General features: G+C 32.7%; 15 protein-coding genes. 5 read left to right on the forward strand and 10 right to left on the reverse strand.

The genetic code is table 11. From position 1 onward, the window contains the following. Positions 1–37 precede the first annotated feature (37 nt). The 3 genes from AB3G34_RS10960 (at position 38) to AB3G34_RS10970 (ending at position 1,874) form a co-directional block, all read left to right on the forward strand. Positions 38–502, forward strand: coding sequence for a hemerythrin domain-containing protein (locus tag AB3G34_RS10960; protein ID WP_367754891.1), 465 nt, complete (start codon positions 38–40; stop codon positions 500–502). Positions 503–748: 246 nt separating this feature from the next. Then, positions 749–1,234 (forward strand): RNA polymerase sigma factor, encoded by a 486-nt coding sequence (locus AB3G34_RS10965; protein ID WP_369752471.1) that lies wholly within the window; start codon positions 749–751, stop codon positions 1,232–1,234. Continuing rightward, a complete protein-coding gene (locus tag AB3G34_RS10970; protein WP_369752472.1) occupies positions 1,218–1,874 on the forward strand; it encodes a hypothetical protein in 657 nt (218 codons plus the stop codon). The genes AB3G34_RS10965 and AB3G34_RS10970 overlap by 17 nt, the downstream gene beginning before the upstream one ends. A gap of 99 nt (positions 1,875–1,973) precedes the next feature. On the opposite strand, the gene AB3G34_RS10975 is transcribed toward AB3G34_RS10970, so the two are convergent. The 5 genes from AB3G34_RS10975 to AB3G34_RS10995 all read right to left on the reverse strand — a co-directional run bounded on the left by AB3G34_RS10975 (position 1,974) and on the right by AB3G34_RS10995 (position 7,374). After that, entirely contained in the window at positions 1,974–3,779 is a 1,806-nt protein-coding gene (locus AB3G34_RS10975; RefSeq protein ID WP_369752473.1) for a hypothetical protein, read from the reverse strand. Between the two features lie 171 nt (positions 3,780–3,950). Continuing rightward, entirely contained in the window at positions 3,951–4,910 is a 960-nt protein-coding gene (locus tag AB3G34_RS10980; RefSeq protein ID WP_369752474.1) for a transporter, read from the reverse strand. A gap of 5 nt (positions 4,911–4,915) precedes the next feature. Continuing rightward, entirely contained in the window at positions 4,916–5,953 is a 1,038-nt protein-coding gene (locus tag AB3G34_RS10985; protein ID WP_369752475.1) for a cytochrome-c peroxidase, read from the reverse strand. A 138-nt stretch (positions 5,954–6,091) separates the two neighbouring features. Then, positions 6,092–6,871 carry an MbnP family protein gene (locus AB3G34_RS10990; RefSeq protein ID WP_369752476.1) on the reverse strand — a complete coding sequence of 260 codons (780 nt, stop codon included), beginning with the start codon at positions 6,869–6,871 and terminating at the stop codon, positions 6,092–6,094. 107 nt (positions 6,872–6,978) lie between these two features. Then, positions 6,979–7,374: a hypothetical protein gene (locus AB3G34_RS10995; protein WP_367771787.1), complete on the reverse strand. Its 396-nt coding sequence runs from the start codon at positions 7,372–7,374 to the stop codon at positions 6,979–6,981. Positions 7,375–7,478: 104 nt separating this feature from the next. Between AB3G34_RS10995 and AB3G34_RS11000 the strand changes: the two genes are divergently transcribed. Continuing rightward, a complete protein-coding gene (locus AB3G34_RS11000; protein WP_369752477.1) occupies positions 7,479–7,940 on the forward strand; it encodes a hypothetical protein in 462 nt (153 codons plus the stop codon). Positions 7,941–7,984: 44 nt separating this feature from the next. Here AB3G34_RS11000 and hemL read toward each other — a convergent pair whose 3' ends face one another. The 5 genes from hemL to AB3G34_RS11025 all read right to left on the reverse strand — a co-directional run bounded on the left by hemL (position 7,985) and on the right by AB3G34_RS11025 (position 13,643). Further along, complete coding sequence (hemL, locus tag AB3G34_RS11005; protein WP_369752478.1) at positions 7,985–9,271, reverse strand: glutamate-1-semialdehyde 2,1-aminomutase; 1,287 nt, start codon at positions 9,269–9,271, stop codon at positions 7,985–7,987. A 37-nt stretch (positions 9,272–9,308) separates the two neighbouring features. Beyond that, positions 9,309–10,205: a glucosaminidase domain-containing protein gene (locus tag AB3G34_RS11010; protein ID WP_367771794.1), complete on the reverse strand. Its 897-nt coding sequence runs from the start codon at positions 10,203–10,205 to the stop codon at positions 9,309–9,311. Further along, complete coding sequence (locus tag AB3G34_RS11015) at positions 10,198–11,094, reverse strand: 1-aminocyclopropane-1-carboxylate deaminase/D-cysteine desulfhydrase (RefSeq protein WP_367771797.1); 897 nt, start codon at positions 11,092–11,094, stop codon at positions 10,198–10,200. Before AB3G34_RS11015 ends, AB3G34_RS11010 begins: the two co-directional genes overlap by 8 nt. Positions 11,095–11,181: 87 nt before the next feature. After that, positions 11,182–13,014: a T9SS type A sorting domain-containing protein gene (locus AB3G34_RS11020; RefSeq protein WP_369752479.1), complete on the reverse strand. Its 1,833-nt coding sequence runs from the start codon at positions 13,012–13,014 to the stop codon at positions 11,182–11,184. Positions 13,015–13,307: 293 nt separating this feature from the next. Then, entirely contained in the window at positions 13,308–13,643 is a 336-nt protein-coding gene (locus AB3G34_RS11025) for a hypothetical protein (protein WP_367771803.1), read from the reverse strand. A 315-nt stretch (positions 13,644–13,958) separates the two neighbouring features. Between AB3G34_RS11025 and AB3G34_RS11030 the strand changes: the two genes are divergently transcribed. Beyond that, a complete protein-coding gene (locus AB3G34_RS11030) occupies positions 13,959–18,671 on the forward strand; it encodes a LamG-like jellyroll fold domain-containing protein (protein ID WP_369752480.1) in 4,713 nt (1,570 codons plus the stop codon). The last annotated feature ends 182 nt before the right edge of the window (positions 18,672–18,853 follow it).

Below are 18,853 nucleotides of genomic sequence, written 5' to 3' on the forward strand. Positions count from 1 at the left end.
TAGTTCTATATTTTAAAGAATTATAAACAAAGTCATTATGTCAGAATCATTACCTATTAAACGAGCTAAAGAATTACAATCCATTACTGTTCATCATCATAACGGATTACTTTTAAGCAGGAAAATCAGAATTGGATTTAACAAAAAAATAGAACCAAAACGAATTAAGAAATATGTAGATTGGTATTATGAAAATCAAATAGTCCCACATTTACAACTAGAAGAAGAACTTCTTTTTCCTATTTTAGGCAATCAAAATGAATTGATTAAAAGAGCTTTGACAGACCACCGCCGATTAAGGCGTTTATTCAAAAAATCAGAACAAATTGAAAAAACGTTAGTCCAAATTGAAGAAGAAATAGAATCACACATCCGCTTTGAAGAACACACTCTTTATGCTGAAATTCAAAAATTTGCATCGGTAGAGCAACTAACTGAAATCGAAGAAGCACATTCAAAAATGGCCTTTATAGAAAATGAAGAAGATCAATTCTGGAATTAACAATTCAGTACTTATTCAGATTAAAAAATGAGTTTGAGAACCTTTTCAAACTCATTTTTTAATTCATAAACTTTCACTAAATGCCATACAAAAAATTGTGGTAGCGTATAAAAACAAATGCTAAATCAAATTACTCCTCTACTAAAAAAGCGAGCTTAAAATTTAGCTTTTTTGATAATTTAAAAAAAAAAAAATCTTTTACCTGTAATAATTCTAAACTTTAGCCACTAATTAAGAAAAAACATAGTGAGTAGCGATTTTTACACCACATTCATTTTACCGTATTCAGGAATCATTATCAAGATTTGCAGGGCGTATACTAACACCCAAGAGGATTTTGAAGATTACTACCAAGAAGTTTGTTTACAGATTTGGAAAAGTCATGCTAATTTCCGTGAACAATCAGAATGGTCTACTTGGATTTACAGGATATCATTGAATGTGTGTTTGACTTTCCTGAAGAAAAAAAAGAAACATCATTTCGTTTCTGATGCTATGCCTGACGAGGCAATAGAGGACAGCCGTTCTTTTGTAGATGAATCTCTTAACCAACTCTTTCAAGCCATCAGACAATTATCTGAAATTGACAGAGCAGTCATTATGCTTTATTTAGAAGAAAAGTCGTACCAAGAAATTGCTGAAATTATTGGAACAAACCAAAACAACATTGGGGTGCGCATTAAAAGAATTAAAGAACGCTTAAAAAAATTATTAGATGGAAAAGTCAATTGAAACAATTTGGAACGAAGGTTTTTTGAAAAATGATGCTTTAATAGCACCAAAATTGAATGACCTCTACAATCGAAAGTCGATAGATATAGTAGAACAATTTAAAAGAATGTATAAAATAAATCGGATTGCAGTTCTTGCATTTGCCTTTATCATTTTACCTATTTCTTTTTTAGTCAAAATACCCTATATGGGTATCGGAATATTTATTTTATTTAATGTATTAGCTGCTATTGCTGATAAATTTGGTAAAAGTTTAGACAAAATAGATAAAACCGTTAGCAGTTACCAATACCTCCTTTCGTTTGACAAATGGGCAAAAGAAATGGTTTCAGTAAACACTAAGTTGTCAACTTTTTTATATCCTTACGTATTCATAATCATGGCTTCCGGTTTTTGGTTTGGAAGCATTGGAGGAGACGTTCCGGGTGACAGACTTTTAAACTATTTGCTTTTGGAATACCCCAACACCTATTTAATCTTAGGCTTTCCCCTAATTCTAATCATCATAGCGATTACTATTATTAGTTTATTAGCCTATTTCGGAGGGAGAATCGGGAAATGGGATTTGAATCTCGTATACGGAAGAATATTAAAAAAGCTAGATACTATGCTGGCGGATATGGCAGAACTAAAAGCCTAATTATTTTTTTGAACAACCAATTCATTAAACTAGTTTTTGAGAATCTCAATTTCAGAAAGTAAATAAAAAAAGCGGCTTGAAAATTCAAGCCGCTTTTTTTTAAGCTAATTCCAATTCTGGAATTTTGATATTTGCAATTTCGGTTTTATACTGATCTAATAAATCAATTTTACTATTCACAAAATCCTTTACAAAAAACGGAGTTGCAAATAAATCCTCATAATATCCGATACCCTCTAAAAGATTATTTTTAAACAAGTTCCATTTTTTAATTTGTCCCGCTGTTATGGATGCAGAAACAGTAGCAATTTCATTTTTTAAATAATCGATATACATCTTCAACTCTTTGACAAACATGTTTGGACGGCCTTCCCCATCTAATACAGTATCATTTCCATAAATATGTTGTACCATTTTTATTAATGAAACTTCATGATCAAAATACGCCATATTGGGTCCTGGACAAATGACCACTCCTTGTGCTTGCCCTTTAATTTTTAGGTCGTTTTCAAGATAAGACGCATTGGCTAATCCAACGCAAAGACAGGATTTGTCAGTGATTTTATTTTTAGCATTCGCGTACATTGTTGCTGTCAAAGTTTCTTTTTCCACCTCTAATTCTTGCAATTTTACATCTTGGTATTTCTTAGAAGCGGTACAAATTCCTTCGGCTCCAAATTCCTTACTCAATGCTAAAAACCTTTTAGGACACGAACTTCCTGCTTTATTATCTTGAATTCGTTTTTGCTTGAGGGTTTCATTTGTCGTTCCTCTCAAAGTGTTAAATGGAATTCCTAATGGCGAAATTGGACTTAGATACAAATCTTCTTCTTTGGCTTTCGCCAATAATTCACGGGTATGGACATCTACAGAAGTTGCCTCGGGAACCAATAAAAAAGGACTTCCCCAACCCACAGAATCCACTTGATAGTGATCCAATAAAAAGTCATGTTCTGTTGCGGTTCCTACTCCACCTTGAACCGTTATTTTTAATTCTAATGGATTTTCTGGAATGTATTTCCCTTTAATAGCTAAAGCTTTTACCATCAATTCATGAGCTGATTGAATTAATTGTTCTTTCTTTTCTTTGAATTCTTCTAAAATAGGTCCTAATAAATAACCGTCAGTTGCGAAAGCATGTCCTCCACAATTCAATCCTGATTCTACGCGGTACTCAGAAACCCAAAGTCCTTTCTTAGCTAAAAAATTTCCTTGTATTATGGCCGAACGAAAATCACTAACTTTTAAAATAATTTTTTTATTCAGATGATTATTTTCATCTGGGAAAAAAACATCGAAATTTTCGAAATAACTGTACAATCTGGGGTTCATCCCTGCAGAAAGCACAACCGATGACGACAAATTACTATTTGCAAAACCACGAAGTGAAGCATGCGCGTCATTAAACTCAGTAGGCAATTGTTCGTCCTTTATAAAATTATCCTTGTCAATTTTAGTCATAATATTTACATCAATATCACCAGGGCTTAGATTACTTTCCAGATAATTCATAATTGCTTCCTTGCCGTCTTCCATCATGTTTTGCAACCCGATTTTAATGGCTGATTTGTTAGGCAACATTGCAATATAATTGTCTAATGCTATTTTGCTTTCAGACAATTCATTTTTAAAATTTTCAAACTTATCTTTTACAATTTTGTCAACCAGATTCAAATAAGTTGTAATTCTTTTTGCACGATAATCATGCATTTTTTGTGTGATTTCTTGATAAGGAAGATTGAATTTAGAGCTGTAAAAAGCACTCATTTTTTCAATAAGATCATCATCAATAATTGAAATCACTGAGGAAATTCCAAATTTTGCAACTCGAATCGGACTATCAATCGTGTATGCCAATCCCATAACAGGAATATGAAATGTATGTAATGGTTTTGTAGTTGTCATGGATTATAATTTTAAATAAATAATCCACAAATATTGTTATAATTGCCCATAAAAAAGCTGATATTTATCATGCTCTAATTTTAGATAAAACAAAAAAACTTGAATTTTGAAGACGCATCTCCAAAATTCAAGCTTTTATAAAAATTTAAATTGTTACAAAAAAAGTGTTTTTTACAAAGTATAATTCAAATTCACACTCCAACGATAATTGGATTCAATTCGTCCACTAGATAAATTTTGACTGATAGGAAACATGGCATTGACACCAATAGAAAACTTATCTTTCCCCGCTTCTAAACCAAATTTACTAAACAGAATAGCTCCAGAAGTATCAGGCAATTTAGTCCCATATTGCTTATTGGACTCATAAACCTCACCAGCAAGACCAACTTGCGGCATCAGTTTTATAGCATCAAAGTCTAAAAGATAGAATAAAGTACTTCCATAATTAAGCTGATTCCCATACTGATAATTCTTTTTATTTTCTGTTTTAACAGTATAATTCAACATAGCATTCAGACCCAAATTTTGCTTTTTTATTACATATTCAGTCACAAACAGATAGTCAAAACTTCCGGTTCCTACCTGAAAACTCTGGTTTACACTTCCTGAATTATTTGCCTCATTAAACTTACCTGTTGGTATTTTTACTCCTCCACCAACTTGTAGATTATGCGTAAACAGCGTGCTGTCTTTTTCCGTTTGATAAACGGAATAGGTTGCAATTACTGAAATATCTCCAAGACCTTGAATATTTTCCGTTCCCGTGGTTAGTGCTCTTTCATGAAACTGATACGGAATTAAGGCGGCTAGTTGAATTTTTGGTGTTACTGGAATTCTAGCCCAAACTTGTACGGTATTGAAGTTTTCATCAATCCATGGGGAATTGGCAAAAATCCCATCACGACTCGTATAACTTTGATTAAAATAACGAACACCAATAAAATTACTATTAAGCATAGAGCTAAATCCCATACTTCCACCACTTGCCGAACATCCGCAAGCATCACAATCATCCAGCAATTGCATTTTTACAAAGGTGAATCTGGAAATGCTGTCGTTTTCAATTTTGGCAGACATAAACTGAAAAGTAAAAAGCGAAAAAAGAGTTATTATTATTTTATTTTTCATTGTAATTAATATTCTGAAAATCGTTTATCAGTAAGATATTGATTGTCGGTTAATGTATTTAAGAATGTAATTAATTGTACTTTCTGTGTGGCAGTAAGAGGAATCCCTACAATACCATTTTGTTTTAAAATAGGATCCAATGTTGGCGAATCAGTAACTCCTGAACTGTAATAATCCAATACTGATTCTAAAGTTCCAAAGCGACCATCATGCATGTAAGGAGCAGTCATCGCTACGTTGCGTAAACTAGGCACTTTAAACTTATAATAATCGGTGGCGAGTTCCGTAACACGATACCTTCCTACATCATTTATTGCAGGGTTTATTACCAATCCATTATTACGGAACGAGTTATCCGTCATCAAATCAGTGGCGTGGCACGAAGCACATTTTGTATTAAACAATGCATATCCTGCTAGTTCCTCAGTGGTCAAGCTTCCTCCAGTTTCAACCCTTCTGTATTTATCAAACTTAGAGTCAGATGAAGTGAGCATCACCATAAACTGGGAAAGTGCTTTCAGCATGTTCTCAATAGTAATATCTACATTTGTAAAAGCCTGTTTAAACAAGGTTTTATAGACTGGATCAGCTTTCATCATTACCAGAATAGCATTTAAATCGGCATTCATTTCGACCGCACTAGTTAGAGGAATAATGGGTTGCAAATCGAGATGATTCGCTGCTCCATCGTACATGAAAGTAGTTTGGTAGGCCATGTTTTGGATAGCCGGTGTGTTCCTAGTTCCAATACCTTCACCTACTCCATGACTGAAGGTGTGCCCATGATGTGTAAATGCATTTTCCTGAATGTGACAAAATCCACATGAAACTAATCCATCTGAGGACAAACGGCCGTCATAGAACAACTTTTTCCCTAGCTCAAATCCTTTTTCCGTTGGTGGATTAAGAGCAATGTTATAGGCTAATTCTGGAAAATTGGACGGAACTACAACAGCCAATGGTTTATTGATATAAGCATCGTCATTATCCGTACAGCTGAATAAAAATGGAAATAGCAACAAGCAATAATATATTTTTCTCATCTCAAATGTTTTAGAAACGAAGAAGTCCTAAATAGCCCCGACTGAACCGATATCCCGCGCCTTTTTTGGCGTGGATAAAGGGTAAGGCGGGACAACTATTCCTTATGAAAAAGAATAGTTGTGCTCCTCCTTAATTATTTAATCATTATGAACATGAGCAACGGTAAACATATTAGATAGGTTAGCCGTGATAAGTGCTAAGCTGGAACCTCCCATAATAGTTGCATTGTCAGATAATTTGAATTTATTTGTTCCGTCGATGATTTTAGATACATCAGAAACAACGTGGATTTCAGGAGTAATTGTTGTTCTCACCATCGCATTTGTTGGTAAATCAAGTGTTACTTCGGTATAATTATAATCGGTTCCCGTTTGTCCTGTGTGTACTTTAAAATCTTTTGCAGTTGTTACTGTTGGTGAGGTAAATGTTCCTTCGAAAGCCACAAATTTATAACCTGCTGACCAACTCCACATCATTCCTGCTGCTTGAGCTTGAGCTAAAAAATCGCCTTGCCCTGTTGCTCCAAGTTCCCATTGTGCTTTATCTACTCCGATTCCGAATTTTATTTTGGTGTAATTTCCAGCAGGAATTCCTTCCAGTTCCGCTACTCTTTTATTAGAATCTGATTCATCAATAATAAAATAACTTTGACTTTTAGGATAGGTAAAAGTAGTTCCATCTTCCTTTGTCAAGACGATATTACTAATGATATATTTTACGGTACTAATTTTAAGCATTTCACTATTCGAAGTGGTATTTGCTTGAGTTCCTAATATTAAATCATTGGCTCCAAAAGCATTATCAAATTCAACTCCTAGATTTCCTGTTCCTGTAATTGCGATTTCATCACTTGAGCATGAAGCAAATGCTACACTAATAGCAATAATTACAATTGCTTTATTCAATATATTTTTCATTCTTTTTTTAAATTTTCATTCTTTTTTTAAAATAATTTTGCGCACAAGTCTATTTCAAATGAAGATGTTCAAATGAAAAGTACAGCTGGCACTGCTTTTACTAAAATTTAAGAAATAAAAATGGGGGGATGAAAAATAGAGTATACTTCTAAATGGGAATATAAATTAGTGTATTTAGAATTTAAAATATATTGAACTGGTTTATTACCAATCATAAATACATACTCACTTACTTCCTGGACAAAAAGATCGTTTAACGTATTGGTATTTGTTTTTTTATTGGTAGAAAGGGGTTTTTCATCATCAGCTGCATTTGCCAGTTCTTTCATCAACTGACATTTTCCATTACAATGCAACTCCGGTTTGTCTTTATTTACACAAAGTACTGTAGAGATATAATCATAATTAACAATATAGTCTATAACCGGAAACACTGGTTTTAGAAAAAGAACTATAATGATTATGAGTGCGATTTTTTTCACTGTGCAAAGATAGCTTACCATTTTTAAAAATATCAAATAAATTTTAGCTTTTATTAAACTTTTGTTAAGGATTAAACCTTTGAAAGGTATCCCTGTCTTATTACTATAACTTAAAAATAATAAAAATGAAAAAATTACTTATTGCTGCATTATTGGTTGTTAGTATGACAAGCTTTGCACAAGACTCTAAAGGAATGGAAAAAAAACAACATAGAGCTGAGATGGAAAAATTAACTCCTGAACAACGAAATCAGCTAATGTTGAAAAAAATGACATTAGAACTGGATTTAAATGCAAAACAGCAAGATCAAATGAAACAAGTCATTATGGAACAAAGCAAAAAAAGAGAAGCTATGAGAGAGGCTCATAAGGCAGATAAGAAAGAGATGACTAGTGACGAACGTTTTGCCATGAAAAACAAAATGTTAGACGAACAAATTGCTATGAAAGCAAAAATGAAAAACATATTATCTCCGGAGCAATTTGAAAAATGGGATGCTATGAAAAAGAACCATCATCATAGAAAAGGAATGCATCAAAGAAGAGGGATGCATGAAAGAAACACAAAAGAAGAAATGAAAAAATAATTTTAAAAAAAACTCTCGGTTAATGCCGAGAGTTTTTTTTTGTATTAAAAAGTTTTAGCAACTTTGTCAACGGCTTGAATCGTAAAATCCAAATCTTCATATGAAAGTGCATCCGTAATAAACCAAGTTTCATACGCTGAAGGCGCAATATAAACCCCTTCATTTAATAATCCGTGGAAGAATTTCTTAAAATTTTCATTGTCACCGTTCCCTGCCGTTTTAAGATCAACAACTGGTCTCGCATCAAAATGTACCGAAATCATCGAACCAATTCTATTGATTGTAAAAACAACATTATTAGCTTTCAAAACCTTTTCTATACCTTCATGTAAGTAGGCTGTTTTATCAGCTAATCTTTGAAAAATAGCACGATCATTATCTAATGTTTGCAACATGGCTAATCCAGCGGCCATAGCAAGTGGATTTCCTGATAAGGTTCCTGCTTGATAAACAGGTCCTAAAGGCGCTAAGTAATTCATTATTTCTTCACGAGCTGCAAAAGCACCCACTGGTAAACCTCCACCGATTACTTTTCCGAAACAAACAATATCAGCATCCACATTAAAAAGTTCTTGAACTCCACCTCTAGCTAATCGGAATCCGGTCATTACCTCATCAAAAATAAGTAGAATCCCATTCTCAGTACAAAACGTTCTTAATCCTTCAAGAAACCCTTTATTTGGAGGAATACAACCCATGTTTCCTGCAACAGGTTCTACAATAATTGCTGCAATTTCATTTTCATTGGCTTCAATTAAAGTCTTTACGTTTTCTAAATCATTGTAATTAGCCAATAAAGTATCCTTGGCAGTTCCTTCCGTAACTCCGGGACTATTAGGACTACCGAAAGTAATTGCACCACTTCCTGCCTGAATCAAAAATGAATCAGAATGGCCGTGATAACAACCAGCAAATTTTACTATTTTATCTCTTTTTGTAAATCCACGAGCTAGTCTTACGGCGCTCATACAAGCTTCGGTTCCTGAATTTACAAAACGTATTTTATCAATATTGGGCACCATTGCAACAGCTAAGGCTGCAATTTGAGTTTCTAATTCGGTAGGCATTCCAAAAGAGGTTCCTAGTTTAGCTTTCTCAATTACTGCTTGTACAACTGGTTCAAAAGCATGTCCCAAAATCATTGGCCCCCATGAATTAATGTAATCAATTAAACGATTTCCGTCTTCATCGTATAAATAAGCTCCTTTGGCACTTTTTACAAAAATTGGAGTTCCTCCTACCGCTTTAAATGCTCTTACTGGTGAGTTTACACCACCAGGTATTACTTTTTCTGCTTCAGCAAAAAGCTGACTACTTCTTTTATATATCATTTTTTTGTATAAATTCTAAATGTGAAATTATGATAATTTAATTTACTCTCAGTTTTTGTCCAATGGAGATTGTATTTTCTGACAGATTATTTTTTAGTTTTAAGTCGGTAACTAGTAAGTTGTATTTCCTAGAAATAGAGTACAAAGTATCTCCTTTTTGCACCTCATAATAATCACCAGACTGTGTATTTACACTAGCTATTTTTATAGGTTGATTTTCTGTTCGTGTATAGTTGATTCCTAAAACTTGGGAATCATATTGCCCTAAATTATAGCGTTCAATATAAGATATTAGCTTTTCAGGGTATCTAGGATCTGTAGCATAACCTGCTCTTCTAAGTCCTTTCGCCCAAGCTTGATAATCTGATTTTGACAAGGCAAACAAACTGGAATACCTACTTCTCCCTGTCAAAAACAAGGCGTGATCTTTAAATGATTCAGCTGGTTCTTTGTATTTTCTAAAACATTCTTGACTGGAATCATCATCATGCCTAACACTTTCTCCCGTCCAATCTACATGGCATTTAATTCCAAAATGATTATTTGCTGTTACTGCTAAATCTCCTCTTCCTGCACCAGATTCCAAAATTCCCTGAGCCAGAATAATACTCGCTGGAATTCCATAAACTTTCATATTATTCATGGCAATATCTTTATATTGAGAAATATAATTTCCTATAACATCATTAGAAACAACCGTTCTTGAAGTGGATTCGATTATTTCATCTTCTTGTGCTCTCTTTTCGTTTTCTCTCTTTTCTTGAAGTACTTTCTTTTCAGCTATGGGTTTTGCAATAATTTTCTTTTTAGAAGTACGAACAACTGGCTTTTTATTACTTTGAGAAACTGCTTTGGTGGTTACAATTGGAGATTTTGTAGCGTTACAACTTATTAACGTTATAATTATAAAAAGGAGTACGATTTTTTTAAACATGGATATCTAGTGTTGGTAATTTTTTCTTTTTTAATTTCAAATTCATTCCCTGTATTCCTTGAATTCCACCAGTGTGAATCAATAAAATTTTGGAGTGCGAAGGAAAATGATTTGTAGCAATCCTATCCATAACGCCAAAAACCATCTTTCCAGTATAAATAGGATCTAATGGAATTTTATTTTCTTGATAAAACTGGTTTATAAAAGCAATCAGTTCTTCATTAATTTTACCGTAACCACCAAAATGATAGTCCGCAATTAGTTCCCAATTTTTATTCTGCGCAAAAATACGAATTTCATCTTTTAAAAAGTCTCCTTTTAAAGCGGGAAATCCTAAAACTTTTTGATGAGGAAGTGCGCTATTTATAATACCTGAAATAGTACCACCAGTTCCCACTGAACAACAAATGTAATCAAATTGACTATCCACAGGAGTTAAAATTTCCTGACATCCTTTTATTGCCAATTCATTAGTACCTCCTTCAGGAATAAGGTAAAAGTTTCCGTAAATACTTTTTAAAGTTTCTAAAAACAATGTTTCTTGCTTGTTTCGGTATTCTTCTCTAGAAACAAATTTAAATTCCATACCACAGTTTTTAGCAAATTGCAATGTTGGATTTTCTGCAATTTTACTTTCTAATTCATCGCCACGAATAATTCCTATTGTCCGAAATCCATTTTCTTGACCTGCATAAGCAACTGCAGCAATATGATTCGAATAAGCTCCTCCAAACGTGAGCAATGTATCTTTATGCTCTTTTTTTGCTTGAAGCAAATTGTATTTTAACTTCCTGAATTTATTTCCTGATACAAAAGGATGAATAAGATCTTCCCGTTTTATAGAAACGGTAATCGAATTTGGAAACGATATGGTCAGGTGTTGATTCAATCTTTTTTTTTACAAAGGTAAAATTTATATACAACAAAAAAATGCAATCAGTTACTGATTGCATTTTTTAGAATCATAAAAAACAAACTAATTTTTAATTATAATTTTCTGATTGAAAATCGCGTTTTCATTTGTAGCTAACTTCGCAAAATAAATTCCATCACTTAGGTTTGCTGTTGTAAAACTATAAGTAGTATTAGTCCCTAGGTCTTTTTTATTAAAAATGAGTTTTCCTAAAACATCATATAAACTACAAGACACTAATTCCTTTTGCAAAGGGTTACTAAGTGTTAAGCTTTTAGTATTATTATTTTGATACATCAAAAAACTTTCTTTGTTTACATCCTCTACCCCTAAAGTTGATCCATTTTTGAAGGTGATTTCAAATTGGGTATTATTAACACCCGCAGGCAAGTCTACCTCATAAAAACTATTTTTGATATCAAAATAAGAATCGGAAGTTTTATCATGCAAATAAACATTTTCTATTTCTGTGAAGTTTATAATTTCTTTGACTGAAATTTTATAATTGGCTTGTGCTTGATTTTTAAATCCTAAAGGGATTTTTTTATCTATACCAAATTGTACCGCATCTATAATATATTCATTCTCATTTAATACAAAATAAATATCTGCTTGATCATTATCACTCGTTGATAAAGCATCCATGGCATGATCTACACCATCAGTAGCTTCAGGGACAAATGCAAGAACCATTTGACGAACACCCTGTCCATTCAACAATGTATTTAATCTAATTTGTGACGGAGGAGTTGTATTAATTGTCGTATAATCAAATCCTGAAACTGATTGTATGGTAGATAAAAACGAATTGCTTTTTACTGTTTTAGGGATATTGGCATTCTTTTCGAACTCAGATGAATTTGAAGCACCTTCTTTTACATAAACTCTGTAACTATTTTTCATTTCGACAATTCCATTAACCTTACCTTCAATCATAAAACCCTGGCCTACTGGTGAAAAACGTCTCCCATAAACTACTCCAGAACCAGTTGATATTACTTCATTTCCAGAACCATCATACGAATAAAAAGTAGCTGGAGTATACACTCCATTTCCAGATCCACCTAGCGGAGAATAAGCACCGTACCCCCCCTTATAATCAGCTATATAATGAGAATTTACTGTTTTATCTTGTTCCCAAAAATAAGCAATACCAGTAGAATTTGTTGCATTCGTTAAAAAAGCAGCTAAATCTATTGCAGATGGATATGGATTCCCTGTTAATGTTAATTCTTCATGAACAACAGGTATAGAGATAGTACCATCATTAGGTTTACCCCTAAAATCATAACGTTGTTTACTACCTGAATTATTTTGCACACCATTTACAGTAATGGAATTAATCCCTGATGTTCCCTTCATTGTAAAACCTTCACCCGTATTTAAAGTGGAACCTGAACCTACATAAACCCAGTTTGAAGTGGAATTGGCAGGCAGTTTCCATATCCAATATGGAGCAATTGCTAAAGGGGAAGAGGCACCATTATAATTATTTGATGGTAATATAGTCGATGAATTACTATTTGTCAAATCTACTACATCCATTAGTTGTGTAATTCCAAAAGCTGTATTTCCAACTGTTGCACTACTTCCTCCTACTGGTGAACACCAGTAATTATATTGAAAATTATTAGTTGTTCCTTCTTGAAAAACAGATAAAGTTCCTAATCCTTTATTAGCACTTGCTGCTGTAGTCCCTTGTAGCAATTGAGCATCTTTCCTTAAATAAAAATTACTAGTAGCCCCTTTTAATTCCAATTCATTTTTTATAAAAACAACTTCGTTATTTACAAAAACAGAACTATTTGGGCTAACAAACATTTGGGCATTAGAATCATGCAAAAATAAAAACCCAATAATAATCACTGTTGTATTCCTAAGTATTTTTGAGCTCATAAATAATTGTATTTTAATATATTACACTAATTTCTTGTTAAAAAAGAATTCTAATTATTGAAAATGTAAAAATAAAATCAAAAGATTTCTCTACAAACTGATTAACTTTAGAAGACTTTATTAAAGTTACTAAAAAATAATTGTGAAATAGGATAAAATGACGATAATAAGTAAAATACATCGTTTAAATACATCTTTTAAATATAAAAAGAAGTATTATCTTACATTTATAAAAATGTGAAAACAAAACAAAAAAGATGTTTAGTTATATCTTTAAAATAGAAGTATCAAACTCAGTTGATGAATAAATATTTTGTGAATTCATAAAAGGATCTGTTTTTTAAATAATTCAAATCCGATTCATTAGCATAAGCTTCTCTTTCAAAACTAATATTCCTGTAGGCCAAATTTCGATTCTTAAATTGAATCAAACGAACCAAATATTCCAAAAAATAACATATAAAAAAAGGAAGTATTAATAATTCTTTTTGTTGTCTCAAATGTATTTTTTCGTGATTGATAAAAACAAGATTTTCTTTATCAACATGGTATTTTATAAAAATAAAAGGAAATGCGGTTAATCCAGAAAATCCTTTGGGTATTAAATATTTGGTAACTACTAGATACATTCGCTTTCAATTAAAAAATAAGAGTTATACTGATTGCAAAATAATCAAAATTTTATAAAACTAAACTTTAAAAAAAAACGTAAATTAAATTAGAATTCAATTACAAATTATCAATTTTAAAAAAAACAAACCATGTTATAAAATAAATCAATAAACAAAAAAAATATTTTACATTTGCAAATTATTTCTCCTACATAAGAGGCTAAATAACAAATAATTAATGACCTGATTAAGTAGGACCGTTAATTTCCAAAAAACAAAAACAAGTCACAAATTACTTTGCCACGAAGAAATATGACAAAAAAATTACTTTCTATGAATAAGGCCTTTTACGTATTTGGTTTTATTTTATTTTCTCTATTTACTAATGCACAATCACATACTATTGTATATGAAAATTTTGATAGTAACAACGGAAACTGGAGCTCCACTACAAATACAGGTAAAAATGGATCATGGGTCTATAATGCTAATCCTATTGTTGGTGAAGGTAGCTATTGGAGTATAACACCATACAGCACTTATTCAGATAATTCTTTTACTAGATTAACAAGTCCCGTTTACTCTACAACTGGATTTAATACCGTAAAGCTTTATATTGATATTCGATATAAAACGGAATCAGGAAATGACGGTATGAACATTGAATACACCACTGATGCGACAGGACTTACAGGATGGACTAGATTAGGTAATCAAGGCCAAGGTAACAACTGGTACAATGATAATGATGTTAATGGTATAGCGAACAATGTCCACGGATGGTCTGGACAAAATACAGAAACAGCTGCGAGTCCATCAAAATTTATTGAAGCATCTATATCTGCATCAGATGTTGTTGCTTTAAACAACCAAACATCACTACGCTTTAGAATCAACTTTGGCACAAATAATTCAACTAAAGATGAAGGCGTAGCCATAGATAATTTAATCCTAAAAGGAGAATTTATAACATCACCTAAAAACCCTATTAACGGACCTGGAAATATCAACTCGAATTTAAAACTTTGGCTAAAAGCAAATACAGGAACAAGTACTACCGTTAATAATACTGCTATAACACAATGGAGTGATCAAGCTTTCAATAACAATGCCAATGGTTACAGCTCTTTTGCACCAAAATATAGAAATGATGCCACTCGAAATATCAACTTTAATCCTGTTATCGATTTCTCAAGAAGTGCTAGTAATGTTCTAAAAGGAAAAGGCGGTTACTGGTCACAGGATTACTTTATTGTTGTAAAAACCAATGCTCCTTCTGATAAGACAACAAACAACTCCCAAGAATTAATATCTGGAAGAATTACTCCAGATAATTTTGGTCAAGACGGAACGGGATTAGGTTTGGGAAGAATCTCGTCAAGATTTAATAGTGATAATCTAATATCACATATGATAGGTGTTTATTCGCCAAACGGGACACCTGCCTCAACTGATTCGTACGGAAGATCTTATGCTCCTCCTTCTCCAAGTAACGCAACTAGTGGCAACGTAATGATTTTGAATGTAAAATCGAACTCAAATACTACTGAAATCTATTTGAACGGAAAAAAAATAGACAATCATACAGCTACAAATGGAACCTCTGGAACAGGAACTCCATTAAACTTCTCAGAATATAATAATTCCGTATTTCAATTAGGAGTAGGTCGATTTACATTGAATGGATTTTTAGTAGGTGGAAGTCTTTTCAATACTTATTTAGATGGTAGAATGACCGAAGTAATAAGTTACTCTACCCCAAGAATAGCTTTAGACCAACAAAAAATACAATCTTATTTAGCCATTAAAAATGGGGTTACTTTGCACGCAACTGGAAGTACAACCACTGATGATCTTTGTGATGTAAATTATATAGATACTGCAGGGAATATCATTTGGAACTTTACAAGTAACAGTGGATACAATTACGATATTGCTGGAATTGGTAGAGATGACCAATCCATTTTAAATCAAAAACAATCAAAAACCGAAAACCCTACGCAAGATATTAGTATGGGATTGGGTGATTTATTAGATATAAATACAAATAACACAAATACTTTTGACTCTGATAAGAAGTTTTTGGTTTGGGGTAATAACCATGGTACATTGGCAGCACAGCCAGAAGTTACTATAAATATTAGTTCTGGAATAACAACACCATCAACTCTAACAACTAATGTAAGTTTTATATCAGTTGGGAGAACTTGGAAAGTAGTCGAAACTGGTGGAAATGTTCCTACTGTAAAAGTATCGATACCCACAATCATGCTTTCAGCTACTTTAACACCTCCTGGTGATTACCTTATGTTCATTTCAAATACCCCTAATTTTGACCCCACTGCTGAATATAGAGTAATGACTGAAAACGGTTCTAATCTAGAAACAACTTATGATTTTGACGGTACTAAATACATCACTTTTGGGTTTGCTCCCGAAAAAACTTTTGAGCGATGTGTGAAATTCAACGGAACAACCGATTATATGGATGCAGGAAAAGTTTTAAACTTAAACACCTCTTTTACAGTTTCTGCTTGGGTAAATAGAAATTCGGTAAACAAAACAATTCTTTCTAAAAGAGATAATGGTTTTACAACTGGTTATGACTTAGGCATAAATACAGCTGGAAAAGCAGAAATGAGTTGGATCGTTGGTGCAACAAAATATACTATCACATCAAGCTCAGTTATACCTGCTGGTGTTTGGCATCACATAGGTGTTATTTATAATGGTACAGTTGCTAAAATATATGTGGATGGAATAACAAAAAATAGTGCTACAATTCCAAATGTACCCACTAATACACAATCTTTTTTAATTGCCGCCGCTGATGGAGTAAATACTACTTCCTATTTTAATGGCTCAATTGATGAAGTCCGTATTTGGAAAGTAGCATTAACTGATGCCCAATTCCGCTATGTTATGAATCAAGAAATTTTAAGCAATAGCACTTTAACAAATGGTGCAATTATACCAAACACCATTACGTTAAATGATATAAGTAGCATTCCATGGACTAATCTAAATGCTTATTATCCAATGTCAACTTATACGTACACCAATGCAAAAGACAAATCAAGTTATAATTTAACAGCAGCTTTAAGAAATTTAAAAACGGTAGACCGACAAACAGCTCCTTTACCTTACGAATCTCAAGCCAATGGTTTATGGCAAACTCCTGGGACATGGTTAAACAATCTTGTGCAAGATTTACCCAATAGCACTTCTATTGAAGACCCTACTAAAACTATAGACTGGAATATTGTAAAAATGACTCACAATATCACTTCTCAAGGAAACAAAACTGTATTAGGGTTATATGTAGGTGTAGGAACAGGAAGTACTTTAACTGCAACAACAACTGGTGGATTACAAACAGACGGAACTAAAATAGAAGTTTCTCATTATTTAAAATTAGACGGTAAAATTGATTTAGTAGGTCGCTCACAACTCGTACAAAAATTAGGAAGTGATTTAGATGTTACAAGTTCTGGTTCAATTGAAAGAGACCAACAAGGACAGGCTAATAAATACAATTATAATTATTGGAGTTCCCCTGTAGGAACCATAAACAATTCAGCTAATAATACCCCTTTTACTGTAGGTACAGTACTAAAAGATGGAACTAATCCAGCTTCACTCGTAGCTATCAATTGGATTGGAGGGTATGATGGAGCTCCAACAACGCCAATTAGTTTAGCGCGTTATTGGATTTACAAATTTGATAACTTAGCCAATGACTATTATAATTGGAATCAACTTTTTGAAACAGGTACTTTACAAGCTGGTAAAGGATTTACGCTAAAAGGAAGTGGAGCTGCAACAGCTACGCAAAACCTTACCTTCGTGGGAAAACCAAATAATGGAACCATTACAAATACAGTTGGAGCCGATCAATTATTACTTACAGGGAATCCCTACCCATCAGCATTAGATGCAAATAAGTTTATAAATGATAATATAGGATCTATTGAAACCTCAACATCCAATCCCGCTATTGATGGTGCACTCTATTTCTGGGAGCATTATGCAACCAATGTTAGTCATAATTTAGGAAGTTACCAAGGCGGTTATGGAATCCGAAATTTATCGGGCGGTGTTGCACCAAGTTCAGTAGGCGTTAATTTTATTAGTGGTTCTGGAGCAACAAGCAAAGCTGCTCCAAATCAATTTATCCCTGTGGGCCAAGCTTTCTTTATTAATGGTAAAATAGGGTCTGGTGGTAACGTAATATACAACAACACCCAAAGAGATTTTCATAAAGAGGATGAAATAGGAGTTTCACAAACCACTTATAAAATTCCTGAAAACCAAAAAGGATATGAAGCCCATTGGACTGATAACAGTAATGCTACGCTTGAAAAAGACAATTACAAAAGAGTACGATTAGGGTATAATTATTATAACCAAAATTTCCATAGACAAGTATTGTTAGCATTTATGGATGAAAAAGCAAATAGTGAAATTAACGATGGGTACGATGCTCTGAACATTGACGACTCTCCTAGTGATATGTATTTATTAAATCAAGAAAACGAATTAGCAATTGAGGGTGAAGGCTATTTTGATACTAATGCATCATATCCAATTGGTATACGAAACGAAGTTGCCGGGAAAATTTCTTTTAATATAGACTCTTTAGAAAATTTTGACGAAAGTCAAAATGTATATATTTTTGATAAGGAAACTAATACTTACAATTCTATAAAGAATACAATGTATGAAGTTGAACTTCCCGAAGGCACCTTTAATGACCGCTTTGTTCTCCATTTTAGTTCTATGACATCCAAAACATTAGGAACAGAAGACTTTAATTTAAAAAATAGTATAAAAGTAATCGTCAATAATGAAGTAACTGTACAATCAGACACAGCACTTATAAAAACCATCTTGGTATATGATTTATTAGGAAGAAAAATTGATAGCTACAAAAAAGTGAATGCTTCAACTCAACTCTTAAATCAGCTAAACAAAACAAATTCGGGATTGATACTCAAGATAACATTAGATAATGATGAAGTCATTTCAAAGAAAATAATTTATTAATTTTTAAAAAGCCACTTAATTGAGTGGCTTTTTTTATAGCCCTAAAATTTATAATCAATACAAAAAAGTAGAAGTGGTTAACTAAAAAACAAAAAATCAACTAAAATGATCGCTCATCATTATTAATTATTTAGCACTAAGAGAATACAATCATTATAAAATGTATAAATTTGTATTGGTAA

It is taken from the genome of Flavobacterium sp. WC2409 (assembly GCF_041200085.1).
Taxonomy (GTDB): domain Bacteria; phylum Bacteroidota; class Bacteroidia; order Flavobacteriales; family Flavobacteriaceae; genus Flavobacterium.